General features: G+C 32.9%; 21 protein-coding genes. 15 read left to right on the top strand and 6 right to left on the bottom strand.

All coding sequences use genetic code 11. The features are described from left to right. Positions 1 to 98 precede the first annotated feature (98 nt). The 4 genes from arfB to EV143_RS07870 are packed head-to-tail and all read right to left on the bottom strand — an operon-like array spanning position 99 to position 3,957. Positions 99 to 503 carry an alternative ribosome rescue aminoacyl-tRNA hydrolase ArfB gene (arfB, locus tag EV143_RS07855; protein WP_133507412.1) on the bottom strand — a complete coding sequence of 135 codons (405 nt, stop codon included), beginning with the start codon at positions 501 to 503 and terminating at the stop codon, positions 99 to 101. After that, positions 503 to 2,617, bottom strand: coding sequence for a DUF4301 family protein (locus EV143_RS07860; RefSeq protein ID WP_133507413.1), 2,115 nt, complete (start codon positions 2,615 to 2,617; stop codon positions 503 to 505). Before EV143_RS07860 ends, arfB begins: the two co-directional genes overlap by 1 nt. Next, positions 2,581 to 3,201, bottom strand: coding sequence for a nicotinamide riboside transporter PnuC (gene pnuC / locus EV143_RS07865; RefSeq protein ID WP_133507414.1), 621 nt, complete (start codon positions 3,199 to 3,201; stop codon positions 2,581 to 2,583). The genes EV143_RS07860 and pnuC overlap by 37 nt, the downstream gene beginning before the upstream one ends. 27 nt (positions 3,202 to 3,228) lie before the next feature. Continuing rightward, positions 3,229 to 3,957: a phosphoglycerol geranylgeranyltransferase gene (locus EV143_RS07870; protein WP_133507415.1), complete on the bottom strand. Its 729-nt coding sequence runs from the start codon at positions 3,955 to 3,957 to the stop codon at positions 3,229 to 3,231. A 95-nt stretch (positions 3,958 to 4,052) separates the two neighbouring features. Between EV143_RS07870 and EV143_RS07875 the strand changes: the two genes are divergently transcribed. From EV143_RS07875 to EV143_RS07885, 3 genes are all read left to right on the top strand, one after another. Further along, positions 4,053 to 4,649: a Crp/Fnr family transcriptional regulator gene (locus EV143_RS07875; RefSeq protein WP_133507416.1), complete on the top strand. Its 597-nt coding sequence runs from the start codon at positions 4,053 to 4,055 to the stop codon at positions 4,647 to 4,649. A gap of 81 nt (positions 4,650 to 4,730) precedes the next feature. Beyond that, the gene (locus EV143_RS07880; RefSeq protein ID WP_133507417.1) at positions 4,731 to 5,018 is read left to right on the top strand and encodes a hypothetical protein; all 288 of its coding nucleotides are present in this window, start codon (positions 4,731 to 4,733) and stop codon (positions 5,016 to 5,018) included. Then, positions 5,015 to 5,422, top strand: a complete 408-nt coding sequence (locus EV143_RS07885; protein WP_133507418.1) for a group III truncated hemoglobin — start codon at positions 5,015 to 5,017, stop codon at positions 5,420 to 5,422. The genes EV143_RS07880 and EV143_RS07885 overlap by 4 nt, the downstream gene beginning before the upstream one ends. A 110-nt stretch (positions 5,423 to 5,532) precedes the next feature. On the opposite strand, the gene EV143_RS07890 is transcribed toward EV143_RS07885, so the two are convergent. Further along, entirely contained in the window at positions 5,533 to 6,183 is a 651-nt protein-coding gene (locus tag EV143_RS07890) for a 4'-phosphopantetheinyl transferase family protein (protein ID WP_133507419.1), read from the bottom strand. Positions 6,184 to 6,479: 296 nt separating this feature from the next. On the opposite strand from EV143_RS07890, the gene ahcY reads away from it, so the two are divergent. The 12 genes from ahcY to EV143_RS07950 all read left to right on the top strand — a co-directional run bounded on the left by ahcY (position 6,480) and on the right by EV143_RS07950 (position 15,257). After that, positions 6,480 to 7,796: an adenosylhomocysteinase gene (ahcY, locus tag EV143_RS07895; RefSeq protein ID WP_133507420.1), complete on the top strand. Its 1,317-nt coding sequence runs from the start codon at positions 6,480 to 6,482 to the stop codon at positions 7,794 to 7,796. A gap of 420 nt (positions 7,797 to 8,216) precedes the next feature. Beyond that, positions 8,217 to 8,615: a hypothetical protein gene (locus EV143_RS07900; protein WP_133507421.1), complete on the top strand. Its 399-nt coding sequence runs from the start codon at positions 8,217 to 8,219 to the stop codon at positions 8,613 to 8,615. A gap of 186 nt (positions 8,616 to 8,801) precedes the next feature. Beyond that, positions 8,802 to 9,086 carry a hypothetical protein gene (locus EV143_RS07905; protein WP_133507422.1) on the top strand — a complete coding sequence of 95 codons (285 nt, stop codon included), beginning with the start codon at positions 8,802 to 8,804 and terminating at the stop codon, positions 9,084 to 9,086. A gap of 9 nt (positions 9,087 to 9,095) precedes the next feature. After that, positions 9,096 to 10,175 (top strand): WG repeat-containing protein, encoded by a 1,080-nt coding sequence (locus EV143_RS07910; protein ID WP_133507423.1) that lies wholly within the window; start codon positions 9,096 to 9,098, stop codon positions 10,173 to 10,175. Between the two features lie 231 nt (positions 10,176 to 10,406). Further along, positions 10,407 to 10,610 (top strand): hypothetical protein, encoded by a 204-nt coding sequence (locus EV143_RS07915; protein WP_133507424.1) that lies wholly within the window; start codon positions 10,407 to 10,409, stop codon positions 10,608 to 10,610. A gap of 212 nt (positions 10,611 to 10,822) precedes the next feature. Further along, positions 10,823 to 11,317 carry a hypothetical protein gene (locus tag EV143_RS07920; RefSeq protein ID WP_133507425.1) on the top strand — a complete coding sequence of 165 codons (495 nt, stop codon included), beginning with the start codon at positions 10,823 to 10,825 and terminating at the stop codon, positions 11,315 to 11,317. Positions 11,318 to 11,322: 5 nt separating this feature from the next. Further along, a complete protein-coding gene (locus tag EV143_RS07925) occupies positions 11,323 to 11,850 on the top strand; it encodes a metalloprotease family protein (protein ID WP_133507426.1) in 528 nt (175 codons plus the stop codon). A 124-nt stretch (positions 11,851 to 11,974) separates the two neighbouring features. Then, on the top strand, positions 11,975 to 12,820 hold the full coding sequence (locus tag EV143_RS07930; RefSeq protein WP_133507427.1) for a bifunctional helix-turn-helix domain-containing protein/methylated-DNA--[protein]-cysteine S-methyltransferase: 846 nt from the start codon (positions 11,975 to 11,977) through the stop codon (positions 12,818 to 12,820). A 74-nt stretch (positions 12,821 to 12,894) separates the two neighbouring features. After that, entirely contained in the window at positions 12,895 to 13,617 is a 723-nt protein-coding gene (locus EV143_RS07935; protein ID WP_133507428.1) for an alpha/beta fold hydrolase, read from the top strand. A gap of 3 nt (positions 13,618 to 13,620) precedes the next feature. Further along, on the top strand, positions 13,621 to 14,334 hold the full coding sequence (locus tag EV143_RS07940; RefSeq protein ID WP_133507429.1) for a 2OG-Fe(II) oxygenase: 714 nt from the start codon (positions 13,621 to 13,623) through the stop codon (positions 14,332 to 14,334). An 82-nt stretch (positions 14,335 to 14,416) separates the two neighbouring features. Next, complete coding sequence (locus tag EV143_RS07945; protein ID WP_133507430.1) at positions 14,417 to 14,662, top strand: Ada metal-binding domain-containing protein; 246 nt, start codon at positions 14,417 to 14,419, stop codon at positions 14,660 to 14,662. Then, entirely contained in the window at positions 14,649 to 15,257 is a 609-nt protein-coding gene (locus EV143_RS07950; RefSeq protein WP_133507431.1) for an alpha-ketoglutarate-dependent dioxygenase AlkB family protein, read from the top strand. Before EV143_RS07945 ends, EV143_RS07950 begins: the two co-directional genes overlap by 14 nt. A gap of 64 nt (positions 15,258 to 15,321) precedes the next feature. Here the strand turns inward: EV143_RS07950 and EV143_RS07955 are convergent, their stop codons facing one another. After that, positions 15,322 to 16,077 (bottom strand): NUDIX hydrolase, encoded by a 756-nt coding sequence (locus EV143_RS07955; RefSeq protein WP_133507432.1) that lies wholly within the window; start codon positions 16,075 to 16,077, stop codon positions 15,322 to 15,324. Between the last annotated feature and the right edge of the window lie 2 nt (positions 16,078 to 16,079).

Genomic DNA, 16,079 nt, shown 5'->3' on the forward strand with positions numbered 1-16,079 from the left:
GTAGTGTATAAAAAACAAATTCCAAAAATTAAATTCCAAATTCCAGTTGAAACTTCATGAAGTGAGTTTTTTTGAATTTGGAATTTATAAATTGAAATTTAATCTAAATCAGGTTTTCTTCGTGATTGTTTTATTTCAGAAATATTCTTTTTATCCTTAATTCGTTTTTTAATTACTGATTTTGGAATCTTGGTTGCTTTTCGAATTTTAGGAACAAATAATCCTTTTTTGATAATTTCTAAAAACCGTTTTATAACAATGTCTTTATTTTTAAGCTGACTTCTGTCTTCGTCGCAATTCAGAATTAAGATATTTTCAGTTGTTAGTCTTGGTGCTATATTAGTTTGTAAAAGCAATTTTTCTTCTTCAGATAAAGCCTGAGAAGCATTCAAATCAAAAGTTAAAACAACTTTCGACGAAACTTTGTTTACGTTTTGTCCGCCGGCACCACTGCTTCTAACGGCTTTAAAACTAAGCTCTGATATGATTTTGTCAATGTCCATTATTGTGGCTGATGCGCTGGTTTTAATAAATCGTTTACGGTTTTTACAGGATTAAAAGTAATTAACGGAACTGCAACAAAAATAGTCAGCCAATTTGCCATTGCACCATTCCATAAACCTGGTAATTCATAACTTTTTACCGTTTTTCCTTCAACACTTTTCTCTACTATGAATCCTGTTTTAGGATCGGTAAATTGTGTAAGATCAAACTTTTCGTTTTTATAGTTTTTGATTCCGCAAACCAAATCAACCGGATTAAAATGTGTTGCTTCTGCTAATATTTCGACTTGTTTTGCATTAGTTAAGTCTACTTGTGATGTCTCTACAATTTGCAGCGAAACCGATCCTTTATCATTTATAACCCAAAATGGTCCCCCACCGGGTTCACCTTCATTCTTAACCATTCCACACACACGTATTGGCCTGTTTAATAATTCTTTAATCTTAATGATTTTATTTTCAAAAGTAAATTTATTAAAATCCTTATTCAATTCAATATTTAGCTTTTGCATTAAAAAAGAAACAATTTCTTCAACATCATCTTGTTTAACATGTTGTTTTTCAATAGCATTCAAATAACCAAAAACCTTTTGCTGCACATTAATTAAAATTCCCGCTAGAGCTTTTTTATACAACGCAATTTGATCAATATGATTTTGAATTACATTATCTATGTTTTTTATAAAAATGATATCTGCATCAAGCTTATTTAAGTTTTCAATCAGAGCGCCATGTCCTCCGGGTCTAAAAATCAAAGAATCATTTTTATCTCTGACAATTTTATTTTTAGCATTGACGGTAATAGAATCTGTGCTTTTATTTTGGTAAGAGTAGCCAATTTTAATTTTAACTCCTGATGAATTTTCGACTTTTTCTTTAACTAATTCTATCTCCTTCTCAAACTGACTTTGATGTATTTCTGAAACCGTAAAATGCAAATTCGAAACCTGATTTGAAGTTGCATAATGCACGCATTCATGTAAATGTTCTTCTATAGGAATAGCAATATGAGTTTTATATTGATGAAATGGCAAAACTGCTTTTGGCTTATTTGCAAAGTCGAAATGATCTGAAGACAATAATGTTTTTATAAAGTAGTAATTTTTATAGTCTCTTCCTAAAGTTTCGAAATTAGGGTAGATTTCTCTGAGCTTTTTATCGACAGCATTGAAGAACGGAAACTTATCCATCGCTACTATAAAAATAGATAAATTGCTGTCTTTTTTTCTGTTTACATAAGCATTAATCGTTTCTTTTTGAATGTCAAAATCGCTCAAAAATGTGCTTAAAAACTTAAACATTCTACTTGCCGCTCCAGAAGCCGGAACGAATTTCTTTAATTTAAGATTTGCTTTTTGAAGATCAAAATAATTGGCTTTCTCCTGAAAATCTTCTTCGGTCAAACTTAAAATTCCGTTGTTGATTGTTGCAGGACTTATTAAGTTACTTTTTGCAATTCCGTCTTTAAAAATTTCAAGTTGCTTTAATATAGTATCAAAAGAAATTCCATGATTATAAATTTCAACAAAATCACGAGATGAAAATCCTTTTTGTTTCGCAATTGTCAAACTCTCTACAATAGCGGTAGCCTTTGCCAGTCTAAATTCCTCATCTCCCGAAAGGGTAATAAAGGGCTTTTTAGTATCTATTAATGTTTGCTTGAAAACCGAAAATACCGTTTCTCTTCCTTTTGGCGTGTCTCTAATATCGTCCTTTTCCCAAGGAACATCAATGTCAGTAAGGAAAAACAGATCGTAGTCATGATCTAGTGCTGCTTCATTCAAAGCAGGATCACAGAAACCATAATACATTTCAGAAAAAACCTTAGTTACCATTAAGTTGGTATCGCAAAATAAATATTTTTTTGAAGATGCAAGTTTTTGATTTTCCAGAGCAACTTGTCCGTAAGCTATAGGCATCATATCATCAGCATTGCAAATATGCTGATTTTCTTCCCACTTATTTTGCAAATAATCGCGTGCAAACTCAGGAACCCATTCGGTTTCAAAGTATGCGGCAAGTTGTTTTGCTAAAGTGGTTTTTCCTGTGCTTTCAGGACCAAATAAAGCAATTTTTATTATTGTTGTTTTTTGCTGTCTAAGATTTTTCTCCATTCTAAATAAGCTGAAATAGCTAAAATTGTAAAAATTAAATATTGAAGTGACAGCATCCCTAAGCCACGATAGGCGTAAAGAGGCACTACAATAATATCACCAATAATCCAAAGTGTCCAGTTTTCGATCTTTTTTCTGGCCATGTACCACATGCCTGCAAAAAATATTCCTGATGAAATCATATCGACATAATTGTCAGCTTTAATTTCGTAATCAAAATATTTATAAATGCCGAAAACTACAAAAATGGTGACAAAAAAGAGTAAGATTCCGATTATTTTTTCATTACGATTAGTTCTCGTAATTGGTAAGTTATCTTCTTTTGTTCCTCCTTTTGCCCAAACATACCAACCATAAATACTCATTACAGAGAAATATCCGTTGATAATCATATCACCAATATAACCTGCAATATATAAGAGGTAAACCGAAATTACAGTAGCAATTAAACCTGTTGGATACACCCAAATGTTTTCTTTTTTAGCAAACCAAACACTTAAAATTCCACATACAAAGACTAAAAATTCTAAAGCGATATGCCACAAAGGAGCATTTTTATAACTTTCTAAAAAAAAATCAATCATTTGGGGCGGTTGTTTTTGGTTATCATTTTAAGAATCAAAAAAATGACTGTTGTTTTCAAAAGCAGTTCCAATAACTACTAAATCTGCACCCGCATTATATGCTTTTTGAATCCCGTGCAAATCTACAATTCCTCCTCCAACAATTATAGGAATTTCAATATTTTGCGAAATCAACTCAATCATTTCCACAGGCACAGCATTCTTGGCTCCGCTTCCGGCTTCCAGATAAACCAATTTGTTTCCTAACATTTCTCCAGCCTGAGCGGTTGCCAAAACCAAATCAAGGTTTTCTCTTTTAAGCGGTTTTGTTTTACTCACACGTGCTACGGCTGTCTCGTTTCCGCTTTCTATCAAAATATATCCCGTAGAAATAACTTCAAGATTGGTTTTTTTAAGAATTGGAGCTGCACGTACCTGATATTCTATTAAATAATCCGGATTTCGGCCTGATAATAATGATAAGAACAAAATAGCATCGGCCTGAGGTGAAATTTGCGAAGGATCACCTGGGAATATAACAACGGGCAAATTTGTTTTTTGTTTCAATATTGCCATCAATTCTTCTAAGATAGTGGTCTGTACAATGCTTCCTCCCACAAAAATATGTGTGGCCGGCGATTGGTTTATCTTTTGTAACAAACCTTCTAAATTTTCTAAGACAATTTTATCCGGATCTAAAAGAATGGCCAATAACTTTTGTCCGTTTCTTTTGGCTTGAATAATTTGCTCGTAGATTTTGGGTATTTTTTGTTGCATAATTGGCGTAAAAGTAAAAGTTTTTTAATGCAGAAGAACAATTTTGAATGAATTATATTTGCGTGAAGGCTTTTGACAATCCAAAAAACAAGATTATGATTGCTACTGAATTATTAGAAAAATATGGAGCTGTGAAGAAGTTTTTTGATAAAACAGCTATTATTTTTGAAGAAGGAAATCTACCAACTCATTATTACCAAATTCTTTCGGGCGAAGTAAAAATGAGCAATTATAATGATGATGGCCGCGAATTTATTCAGGGAATATTTTATAAAGAACAGTCTTTTGGTGAACCGCCTTTATTTTTAAACCAAAAATATCCTGCCAATGCAATCGCAGTTGAGGATACCGAAATTTTTCTGCTGCCTAAAATTAACTTCATGAAATTGTTAGAAGAAAATCCTGTCATTAGCCTTAAAATAATCGAAAATTTAGCGCAGCGTTTGTATTACAAATCGGTTATGGCGGCCGAAATGTCTACGCAAGAACCAGAACATCGTGTCTTAAAACTGATCGACCACGGAATTGCTTATTTTAATTTTAAGAAAGACGCTAACGGTTATCTCATTAATTTCACACGCCAGCAGATTGGAGATTTAACAGGTTTGCGAGTAGAAACTGTTATTAGAACCATTAAAGCTTTAGAAAAAAAAGGGGTTTTGAAGATTATAAACAGGAAAGTATACCGATAAAAAAGTTCCTGTTTTATGATTTAAGTCATAAAACACAGCCCTATAGTGCCTGTATCTTTGTGGTATAAAAATCTCAATATCATGACACTATATCAAACAACATTCGAAAATTTCAATAAAAACTATATTGGTTCTGCAACAATGGCTGTAATTGGCCAAAGCTGTTTAGGTGCGGCTGCAGCAATGTATATTCTTTCTCACGGAACTTCAATTGGACAAATGGTACAATTGGCAATAATTGTTTTGGCTTGTATATTAGCAAATACATCTATTTTAGCACAAATGAAACACAAAGTGGTATTCAACTTCATTCTGACAAGTGTTTTGTTAAGCATTTTATTTATCATTCTCAATAATTTTATAGTATGAGAAAACAAATAGAAAACAGGGCTGATATTTCTTTTTTAGTACATCAGTTCTATTCTAAGATAAGAGCCGATCGAGAAATCGGCTTTTATTTTAATACGATGATTAAAGATTGGGACGCGCATCTGGAAAAGCTAACTGATTTTTGGGAAACCAATCTCTTTGCCGTAAAAAAATACAAAGGAAATCCGCATGAAGTTCATAACAAAGTCGACGAGCATTTTGACGGACAGATTACTTCGAATGAATTCGGAATCTGGCTTAACTTTTGGTTTCAGACTTTGGATGAATATTTTGAAGGAGAAAATGTAGAAACGCTAAAACGTCGCGCCAGAAAAATGGGAACATTTTTATTTGTGAGTATGTTTGAGCATCGTAAGAAATTGGCTGAGGATTCTTCTGAATAATTATCGATTTTTGTGTCATTGCGAGGAACGAAGCAATCTCACTAGTAAAAAACGCGAATTGATTTAGCAAGTGAGATTGCTTCGTTCCTCGCAAAGACTATACTTTACGGTTATTTCTCAAAAGCATAAACCAAAGTAAAATTTCCATCAAAGTGATCTGATTTGATTTCTTTATAATGCACATCAAAATCTTTTACCAAATCATCAAAATGAAGACTCGCTTCTGTTTGATTTTCGGTTAAAGAAAAATCTTCAACTTGTATATGGTCTTTAAAACTGATTCCTTTTTCGTTTCTGATTTTGAAGATTGCTTCTTTTGCGCCCCAGATTACAGTAAGTTTTTTGACATATTCTTCTAAAATATCTTTCTTTAAGTAATTGAATTCTGTATCGACAAATTTATCAGCGATTCTGAGGATTTTTTCGCGTTGCAGTTCCATATCAATTCCAACGGTTTCATGGCTGATAATTATCGCTGCAAAATGGTAGGAATGTGTTATTGATATATAATTATGACAATCAAAATAAGGTTTTCCGAATTCGTCATAATGCAAGTCGCGATCTGTAAAACCCATTTCCTGAATCAGCATTCGAACACTCAAAAAAGCACGTTGATGCAACTGAGATTTCATTCCGTTCAACCTCAACTGTGTTTTTTCTTTTAAAACTACTTTGCTTAATAACTCCTCAAAAGATTCGGTTATTTCCCAAATTAAAAGCTTGGTGGTTTCGTTGCATTGTATGGTTTGAAATAAAGGCATTCTTTTTTAATTATGAATTATGAGTTGTGAATTATAAATTATTTTTTCTTTTGAAAATGAAACTTCTAATTTAATGTCTGGTGTTTCTAGCCCTGATGGGAACGGCATCCTTTTGTGGTGGGGTTCACCACAAAAGATATAGTGGACAGCAGGATTAGCTTCTAAAAACTATTATTTAACTAATATGCTATAGATTAAGAAATTAAACATTTCACAAATCTTATATAAGTTAGTAAAAATTATAAAGTTATTACGTAAATTTGCAAAAAATATTACAATATACAAATATACTATAAATGAGTACTACAACTACGCCTTTTGTGGCTTTCAAAGTAAAAGACATTTCTCTAGCGGCTTGGGGAAGAAAAGAAATTGAATTAGCTGAAGCTGAAATGCCAGGTTTAATGGCGCTTCGTGCTGAATATAAAGATGAACAACCTCTAAAAGGTGCTCGTATTGCTGGATGTTTGCACATGACAATTCAAACTGCGGTTTTGATCGAAACTTTAATCGCTCTTGGTGCAGAAGTTACTTGGTCATCTTGTAACATTTTCTCTACTCAGGATCAGGCTGCTGCTGCAATTGCTGCTGCAGGTATTCAGGTTTATGCCTGGAAAGGTCTTGACGAAGAATCGTTTGACTGGTGTATTGAGCAAACTTTATTCTTTGGTGAAGACAGAAAGCCATTGAACATGATTCTTGATGATGGTGGAGATTTAACTAACATGGTTATTGATCGTTTTCCTGAATTGGTTTCTGGAATTAAAGGATTGTCTGAAGAAACTACAACTGGAGTTCACAGACTTTACGAAAGAGTAAAAGCCGGAACATTGCCAATGCCTGCAATTAACGTAAATGACTCTGTTACTAAATCTAAATTTGATAACAAATACGGATGTAAAGAATCTGCTGTAGATGCTGTACGTCGTGCAACTGACTTAATGTTAGCTGGAAAAAGAGTTATCGTTTGTGGATACGGTGATGTTGGAAAAGGAACTGCTGCTTCTTTTAGAGGTGCAGGATCTATTGTAACAGTTACTGAAATTGACCCAATTTGTGCTTTACAAGCTGCAATGGACGGTTTTGAAGTTAAAAAATTAAACACTGTAATTGCTAATGCTGATATCATCATTACAACTACAGGAAATAAAGATATCGTTCTTGGATCTCATTTCGAGCAAATGAAAGACAAAACTGTTGTTTGTAACATCGGTCACTTCGACAACGAAATTGATATGGCTTGGTTGAACAAAAACCACGGTGCATCTAAAATCGAAATCAAACCACAAGTTGACAAATACACAATCAACGGAAAAGATATCATCATTCTTGCTGAAGGTCGTTTAGTAAACCTTGGTTGTGCTACAGGTCACCCAAGTTTTGTAATGAGTAACTCATTTACAAACCAAACTTTGGCTCAAATTGAATTATGGAAAAACAGCGCTGCTTACAACAATGATGTTTATATGTTACCAAAACATTTAGATGAAAAAGTTGCTGCTTTGCACTTAGCTAAATTAGGCGTTGAACTTGAAGTTTTACGTGACGATCAGGCTGCTTATATTGGTGTGGAAGTTCAAGGTCCGTTCAAACCAGAATACTACAGATACTAGTAAATTTTAGATTGAAGATTTCTGATTTTAGATTTCTTCGATTATCTATATCAAACCCGACAGGTTTTTAAAACCTGTCGGGTTTTGTTTTTAATCTAAAATCAGAAATCTTCAATGTAAAATCATTTTTGGCGTGCCACCATTTAAAAAAAGGCCTAATTATCTTTGCGTTCATTGGCCTTTTCTTAAATGCTGTCGGGCTATTCGGGCTACTTTGGTAGCTTCCTGCTATCCCTCACGCAAACGGGAATCAAGAACCTTAAAATTAAAATAGATATTTCATGTCTTTTTAAAATATAAGCATATTTTTGATAACCAAAAACCAAATCTGAAACCTAAATTATGAGAATCTTTTTGATTGCAATCCTATTAATGTTTATATCTGTGTGTTCGAATGCACAAAGTTTTAATCACTCAAAAATGGGACCGAGAACCAATAATCTATTTCCAATGCAAGACGAAAGGCCACCGCAATTAGTACAGTTGCCAACTATGAAACCTATTTCTGTAAGTCGTTTACAAAAGGCACAAACCAAATTAACAAGAGAAGAACAAAAATTAATAAAGCTGGCAAGAAAAGCATGGGATTATGAAGATGATTTGAAAAAAGAACAAGAACAATTGAAAAATATTGAAAATGCCCCAGAAAGCAGCAATGATCCTGATCATCAAAAAAAAATTGAAAAATTAAAACAACAAATAGTCAAATCTCAGGAAAAAGTAAGCAAGGCAAAAGCTGAGGTCGAATCAGAAACAATAAAAGTAGAAAGCTTAGAAAAAGCGATCGAAACAGCTAAATTTACAAGACAAGGATCTTAAGTACTTATTTTTAAATCCGACAGGTTTTAAAAACCTGTCGGGTTTTCTTTTTTGATTCAAATCTAAAACTTCACAGCGATATTTAAATCAAGAATCTATATTTTAATTAAAGATTATATGTAACTCGTAAAATTTTAAGTTTAAATTTGAAACTTAGGAACTATTCAAAAATAAGAAGAAAAAGATATGATTGAAAATGTTTTATGTGAAGTACACGGTTCAAAAGAAATGTCTTTTACCTGTATTCATATTGCAATGGCGATAGACCTTAAAGAAAAAGTAGGTTTCTTTTATTCAGAAGCCGAAGAAGATTTACCGCAAATTGCATGGTGCGGAGCATGCGAACAATATCTTCTGGATAATGGTGAGGAATGGACTGATGATTTTCAAACTAATGCCGACTTTAAAACACTTTGTTCAGATTGCTTTGAGGAAGCAAAAAATAATGAATTAGAAATTCACCTACGATAAATAAATTTCATGAAAAAGAGTATTATTCTTTGTACATTTCTGCTTTTGGGATATTCTGCATTTGCCCAAAATAAAGATATTTGGATTTCATTTTGGGATAAAGACACCACACATATAGGTTTTAAAGATAAAAACGGCAACATCAAAATAGAACCTAAATTTATGGGAATGACTATTGCTCATAAATTCGAAGATATAATTGCTGTAAGTGAAGAAGAAAAGGATAGCTGGAAAAGCTATTATTTAACCAAAGCCGGAAAAATAGTTGGTCGCGACAGTTTATACATTTTCGACAATGGTCCTGATTGCGAAAACGAAGGTTTTATTCGTTTTAAAGATCCTAAAACAGATAAAATGGGTTTCTTTAATGGTGATGGAAAAATTGTAATTCCAGCCGATTACAGTGATTTGACAAAAGTTAGAAACGGAATTTTCATAGCATTAAAAGATGCTGAAAAAGAAATGGATGGAGAACATTTTTTCTGGAAAGGAGGAAAAGAATTTTTAATCGATACTAACAATAAAGTTTTAATCGAAAATTTCCCTTATAATGATGATTTGAATTTTTATTCTGTAGAAAAATCTAAAGATCCGAGTAAAGATCCGATAAGAGAAAATTTTCTCGGAGTTGACGGTCAATATTATTCCTTTATCAATTTTGACAAAGAATTTAAATCCTGGTTAAAAACCAATTTGCTTTCTGATTTATCTAAAGACAATTTGCTAAAACATTCTTTTGATAAAATTACGTATTGGAAAGAGCCAAATGGCTGGATGAATGAACCTAAAACTAAATTCATCTCTCAAAATTATAAATTCATAAAGCTTAAATTGCAGGAACTTAATGCTGCACAAACTGAATATTTTGTTTCGTCTGATGGGTTAAATAAGTTCATTTTCGAATCAAACGAGTTCGAAATTTATTTTAATAATTGCAGAGAGCCTAAAGAATGGATTTATCCAGTTAAAAATATCGTAATCTCTCCAAAAAACAAGGCCGATTCCGGGCAAGATCATTTTGAGTTTTTAAGAACTGAAAATGGATATAAATTGATAAGTGTTTCGGCTGCAAAAAATAATCTTAAATGACATTATTCATTTCAGTTAACATCATAAGATACTCATATTAAAGCATTTTCTATTTTCTTAAATTCAACATATTTAATGATTTACAACTTATTAACTTAAACATAATTAAGTTGTCAATAAATTAATCTTCTATCGTATTTTTTGATAACAAAACATTCAAAAACTTTTATATCTTCGGCATCAAAATTCAAGACAAAGTAAATCATTAATTATACTTGAAACCAATTTATAATGAGAAAGACAGAATGTACTAATTGTGACAATAAAAGTGTGCCTCTCAATGAAACAATTACTATTGATAAAAAAGTTTTTTGCCATTCGTGCTTTGACGCTAATTTTTCAGATGAAGAAAAATTAAGCGGAAAAACAATTGAAAAAAAATATGACCCAACAATATGCTCTGCCTGCTCTAAAGATTTTGGAGATACCGAATAAATAAAATAGGCGTATATCCACATTGTATTGATTGCGAAACTGATGTCAGAAATCGTGTTTTTCCAACATGGGTTAAAGCATTTTTTGTCGCGATCATCTTAATCGTTCTTTTTTCTTTTTATTGGAATTGGCAATATTATGATGCTTACAGCAACATTCAAGAATCGAATGACTATTTTGATAAAGGAGACTTTGCAAATGCTACCAAATTAATGAAGAAGGCCAGCAAAGAAGTTCCTGAAGTCGAAGATCTAAAAATCTTAACCGCTTATTATAATGGATTTGAATCACTGGCAAAGGATGACAGCGAAAAAGCATTGAGTCAATTCACTTCTTGTTTAGGCAAAGTTCCACCAGAATACAACATTAATTTTTTTATTAATCAGGCCAAAATTGGCGTTAGTTTTGACAAAAAAGATTACGATGGCTTTCTATCTGCCTCCAAAGAAATATTAAAAATCGATTCTACTTCAGCAGATTCTTATGCGAGTGTTGCTTCTGCTTATGCGTGTATTTACGCTACCAAAAATGATGAATCTGCAAAAATAAAGAGTTATCAATATCTTGAAAAAGCACATGCAATTGACAGCACAAGCGCAGAAGCTAAATTTTATTATAATTTTCTGGAATACAGAATGTATGCGCATAAAGTAATAAAAAGAGAAGAATTTATTAAACAATTTCCAAACGGTTGGACTAAAAAGTAAAAGATATGTTTTTTATACCTGGTGAATTAATTTCTATTATATCGTTTCCTGGAATTATTGTGCATGAATTTGCACATATGCTATTTTGTAAAATTAGAAAAGTCGCTGTTTTTGATGCGTGTTACTTTAGAGTAGGAAATCCTGCAGGATACGTCATACATGAAAACTCTAACAACTTTACCTCTACTTTTTTAATCTCAATGGGGCCTTTCTTTGTAAATACGCTCTTGTGTTTACTTATCTGCCTGCCTGCGTATATGCCAATAAAGTTTTTCAATCTTGAACATCCATTATCTTATTTTTTAATTTGGCTGGGAGTTTCAATAGGAATGCATGCTATTCCGTCAAATCAAGATGCTGAAAATGTATTTAAGGAAGCGAAAATAGCAATGAAAAATAAAAATATATTAGCCATAATTTCGTTTCCAATCATTGGATTAATTTATGTCTTCAACATCTTAAGAATAATTTGGGCTGATGTTATTTATGGAGTTGCAATCGGAATAGGAATTCCTTCTTTGATATTTGGATAAAATTCATATTTTTTATTTCAATTCGTACAAATAGTGATCCTAAAATCTGCAGTGAAGATTAGCAAGTTTCGGATTTTATGCCTGCAAAAACCAGTCGATATTTGCATTATAAAATTGAACGAACATGAACATACAGGAAACCATAAATTATAATCGTATTGCCGATGCTATCGATTATATCAAAGCAAACTTTAAAGAACAACCCAATTTAGATGAGGTTGCCGAAAAAGTGCATTTAAGTCCGTTTCACTTTCAGCGTTTATTTACCGAATGGGCAGGAACAAGTCCGAAGAAGTTTTTGCAATACATTAGTGTCGAACACGCCAAAAAAATTCTGAAAGAAAACAATCAATCTACATTATTTGATGCCGCTTTTGATACAGGGCTTTCCGGTACAAGCCGCCTGCATGATTTATTTGTAAATATTGAAGGAATGACTCCCGCGGAATATAAAAACGGTGGTAAAAATTTAGAAATTAATTTTAGTTTTGCCGAAAGTCCGTTTGGGAATATTATCGTTGCTTCGACTCAAAAAGGCGTTTGTTTTATGGCTTTCGCCGAAAATGAAGCAATCGGATTTGAGGATTTAAAACACAAATTTCCAAATGCTGCTTTTTCCAGAAAATTAGATTTGGCACAACAAAATGCTTTGTTCATTTTCCAAAACGACTGGAGTAAATTATCTGAAATCAAATTGCATTTAAAAGGAACCGATTTTCAATTGAAAGTTTGGGAAACCTTGCTTAAGATTCCAATGGGACAACTTTCAACTTACGGATCTATTGCACAACAAATCGAAAAACCAAATGCTCCGAGAGCCGTGGGAACTGCAATTGGAAGTAATCCTGTAGCCTTTTTAATCCCTTGTCATCGCGTTATTCAATCTTCAGGAACCTTTGGCGGTTATATGTGGGGAAATACCAGAAAAACGGCTATCATTGGCTGGGAAGGTGCTCAAATTGAGTTATAATTGAGCAAGAAACAGATTTTATCTTCGTGGTTTCAATGGTAGTTTTGTCTCATAAATAATTAAATAGTATTAAAATGAAGACATTTATTCTAGTCCACGGTTCGTGGCATAGCGCATGGAACTGGCACAAAGTAATTCCAATTTTAGAAAGCAAAGGACATAAAGCAATCGCAATAGATTTACCGGGAATGGGAAGAGACAAAACACCTATTCAGGATGTTACGTTAAAAACTGCTGTAGATAAAATTTGCGATTTAATTGATAGTTTAGACGAAAAAGTAATTCTTGTTGGGCACAGCAAAAACGGAATTATGATTTCGCAGGCTGCAGAATATCGACCAGAAAAAATCGAAAAATTGATTTATCTGGCCGCTTATTTAATTCCAAACGGGAAAACCCAAAGTGAATATTCTGCTCAAGATACTGATGGCGTATTAAAACCCTATGTAACCAGATATCCAGAGTTAAATTCACATACTTTACAAACAGAAATTTACAAAGAAGGTCTTTATCATGATTGTGAAGATTCTATTACACAACTGGCAAAATTATTATTGAGCCATGAACCTGTAGCCTCTGGAATTACGCCCTTAGTATTATCTGAAGAAAAATACGGCAGCGTACCTCGATTTTATATAGAATGTACTGAAGACATGGCCGTAACACCTTTCATACAAAGAAAAATGTATACAGAAACTATTTGCGAAAAAGTATATAGTCTGCCAACCAGCCATTCTCCTTTTTTTAGTAAACCGGAAGAATTGTCGGCCCTTTTTTGTGAAATCGCAACAATCTAAAAAATGCAAAATATACAATCTAAAATTGCTTCTCTTAATTGGGAAAGCATCACTGAATCTATGCACGAAAATGGTTTTGCAATAATCTCTAAAGTCCTCAATAATGAGCAATGCGAAGATTTAAAATTCGATTATGATAATCCAACTTTATATCGAAAAACGGTTATAATGGAACGATATCGTTTTGGATTAGGCGAATACAAGTATTTCAATTATCCATTGCCGGATTTGATTCAAGATATTCGATCATCGATTTATTTAAAATTGGCTCCGATTGCGAATGTCTGGATGAAAGCATTAAACATTAATACTGTTTTTCCCGAAACGCACGAAAAATTACTCGAACAATGTCACTTCAATAACCAATTAAAAGCAACCGTTTTAATTTTAAAATATGGTAAAAGTGGTTTTAATACTTTGCATCAGGATTTATACGGAGCTATTTATTTTCCTATTCAAATAGTTCTTTTTCTAAATGAGCCTGATCAGGATTTTACTGGCGGTGAATTTATTCTGACTCAACAAACACCCAGAGCACAATCGAAAGCAATTGTTTTAAAACCCAAAAAAGGTGATATTTTGGTTTTTACAACAAATTTCAAACCTGTAAAAGGCACAAAAGGTTATTATCGCGTGAATATGAAACATGGTGTTAGTGAAATTCATTCGGGCGAAAGGCATACGTTGGGGATTATTTTTCATGATGCGTTGTCGTAATTTAAGGTACAAAGAGGCAAAGGTACAGAGGTGCAAAGATTAGCAACTTATCCAAGCCTTTGAACCTTTGAACCTCTAAAAAATGATTCAACATATTGAAATTTCAGATTTAAATCTCCGAACTAAAATTAAAAATGCGGAAATTTGCTTTGGTGGAAACCGAAAACTAAAAATTTACGGAATACTAAAATGCAGTTCAGGAAAAAGAATGAAACGAGAAAACCGCGTTTTCTTTTCTTCTGAAAAGGAAGCGAAAGAAAGCGGATTCAGACCTTGCGGACATTGCATGAAAACCGAATATTTAAACTGGAAAAATGGACTTATTTAATCCCGAAATAGACGAAACAACGAACTTACTCCCAAAACAAGGAACGGTCAATTATTACGGAAAACTGTTTTCGAGAGAAGATTCAAATCGTTATTTGGATATTTTATTGAATACTATTGAATGGAAAAATGACGAGGCCGTTATCTTTGGAAAATTAATTCTCACAAAACGAAAAGTAGCCTGGTACGGAGATTCGGGTTTTGAATATACGTATTCGAATACCACAAAAAAAGCACTTCCGTGGACGAAGGAACTTCTGGAATTAAAAGCAATTATTGAACAAGAAACAGGTGAAATATTCAATTCGTGTTTACTCAATTTATATCATTCCGGCGATGAAGGAATGGCGTGGCACAGCGATGCAGAGAAAGATTTAAAAAAGAATGGGGCCATTGGTTCGGTAAGTTTTGGTGCTGAAAGAAAGTTTGCTTTCAAACATAAAGAAACCAAAGAAACGGTTTCGTTGATATTAGAACATGGAAGTTTATTAGTTATGAAAGATGAAACGCAAACGCATTGGCTTCACCGACTGCCTCCAACTAAAACAACTTCAAAACCTAGAGTAAATTTGACTTTTAGAACTATTGTGAGATAATCGTAAAGTAAACCAAGTAGGTTTTAAAAACCTGTCGTTTTCTTTTCACAATAATATACTGGGGTTACCAACCTTGATTCAGTCCGTTTTTTAAGACTTCTTCGTATTTATCTTTATCAAAAGAATATAAATTTGGTGCTTTGTGCGCGACATTATTTTTCTTTTCATCAAGCTTTGTTAAGATTCCGATATTAGTTATTTTTCTAAGGAAGTTTCTTCTGTCGAGTTTTGTGTCTAAAATGGTTTCGTACAATTTTTGAAGCTCCGGAATTGTGAATTTTTCAGGTAATAAATTATATCCTATCGGCATTAAATTCAATTCTATTCTTAAAGTATTCAAAGCTTTATCCAGAATTAGTGCATGATCTAGAATAAGTTCCGGAACTTCTTTATGGTCAATCCATTCTATGATTTCCTGACTGTGTTCTTTTTGCGGAATTGCTTTTAAAAAATCAACCAGAGCATAATATCCAATTGTTACAAAACGCTGTCTAAACCACTTTCCTTGTTCTTTAGGAATCTGTAAATACTCTAAAACGGCGTTTCCAAAGTGTTCGTCATTTCTTTTTACTTTTCCAAAAGTGGCAAATTGTCTTAAAAATATGCCTTTCATTCCTGTACGCTCCTTCAAAACAGTAACGGCTGCAGTATCAATATCCTGATCAAGAGGAACAAATCCGCCGGGTAAAGACCATTTGTTATCGTAAGGAGTTTTAATCAGTAAAACTTTAAGCTGGTTGTCATGAAAGCCGAAAATAACGCAATCTATCGAAAGTCCGGGTTGATAATTTTCACTGTTTAGTATAATTCCTTTTGGCATTC

It is taken from the genome of Flavobacterium chryseum, assembly GCF_004362015.1.
Classification (GTDB): Bacteria; Bacteroidota; Bacteroidia; order Flavobacteriales; family Flavobacteriaceae; genus Flavobacterium.

Coding starts and splice junctions, on each gene's coding strand:
- EV143_RS07905 (WP_133507422.1), top strand. CDS start 8,802: ATGATTGAAAATGTTTTATGTGAAGTACACGGTTCAAAAGAAATGTCT.
- EV143_RS07925 (WP_133507426.1), top strand. CDS start 11,323: ATGTTTTTTATACCTGGTGAATTAATTTCTATTATATCGTTTCCTGGA.
- EV143_RS07935 (WP_133507428.1), top strand. CDS start 12,895: ATGAAGACATTTATTCTAGTCCACGGTTCGTGGCATAGCGCATGGAAC.
- EV143_RS07900 (WP_133507421.1), top strand. CDS start 8,217: ATGGGACCGAGAACCAATAATCTATTTCCAATGCAAGACGAAAGGCCA.
- arfB (WP_133507412.1), bottom strand. CDS start 503: ATGGACATTGACAAAATCATATCAGAGCTTAGTTTTAAAGCCGTTAGA.
- EV143_RS07915 (WP_133507424.1), top strand. CDS start 10,407: ATGAGAAAGACAGAATGTACTAATTGTGACAATAAAAGTGTGCCTCTC.
- EV143_RS07930 (WP_133507427.1), top strand. CDS start 11,975: ATGAACATACAGGAAACCATAAATTATAATCGTATTGCCGATGCTATC.
- EV143_RS07880 (WP_133507417.1), top strand. CDS start 4,731: ATGACACTATATCAAACAACATTCGAAAATTTCAATAAAAACTATATT.
- EV143_RS07920 (WP_133507425.1), top strand. CDS start 10,823: ATGAAGAAGGCCAGCAAAGAAGTTCCTGAAGTCGAAGATCTAAAAATC.
- EV143_RS07950 (WP_133507431.1), top strand. CDS start 14,649: ATGGACTTATTTAATCCCGAAATAGACGAAACAACGAACTTACTCCCA.
- EV143_RS07860 (WP_133507413.1), bottom strand. CDS start 2,617: ATGGAGAAAAATCTTAGACAGCAAAAAACAACAATAATAAAAATTGCT.
- ahcY (WP_133507420.1), top strand. CDS start 6,480: ATGAGTACTACAACTACGCCTTTTGTGGCTTTCAAAGTAAAAGACATT.
- EV143_RS07875 (WP_133507416.1), top strand. CDS start 4,053: ATGATTGCTACTGAATTATTAGAAAAATATGGAGCTGTGAAGAAGTTT.
- EV143_RS07945 (WP_133507430.1), top strand. CDS start 14,417: ATGATTCAACATATTGAAATTTCAGATTTAAATCTCCGAACTAAAATT.
- pnuC (WP_133507414.1), bottom strand. CDS start 3,201: ATGATTGATTTTTTTTTAGAAAGTTATAAAAATGCTCCTTTGTGGCAT.
- EV143_RS07890 (WP_133507419.1), bottom strand. CDS start 6,183: ATGCCTTTATTTCAAACCATACAATGCAACGAAACCACCAAGCTTTTA.
- EV143_RS07870 (WP_133507415.1), bottom strand. CDS start 3,957: ATGCAACAAAAAATACCCAAAATCTACGAGCAAATTATTCAAGCCAAA.
- EV143_RS07940 (WP_133507429.1), top strand. CDS start 13,621: ATGCAAAATATACAATCTAAAATTGCTTCTCTTAATTGGGAAAGCATC.
- EV143_RS07885 (WP_133507418.1), top strand. CDS start 5,015: ATGAGAAAACAAATAGAAAACAGGGCTGATATTTCTTTTTTAGTACAT.
- EV143_RS07910 (WP_133507423.1), top strand. CDS start 9,096: ATGAAAAAGAGTATTATTCTTTGTACATTTCTGCTTTTGGGATATTCT.
- EV143_RS07955 (WP_133507432.1), bottom strand. CDS start 16,077: ATGCCAAAAGGAATTATACTAAACAGTGAAAATTATCAACCCGGACTT.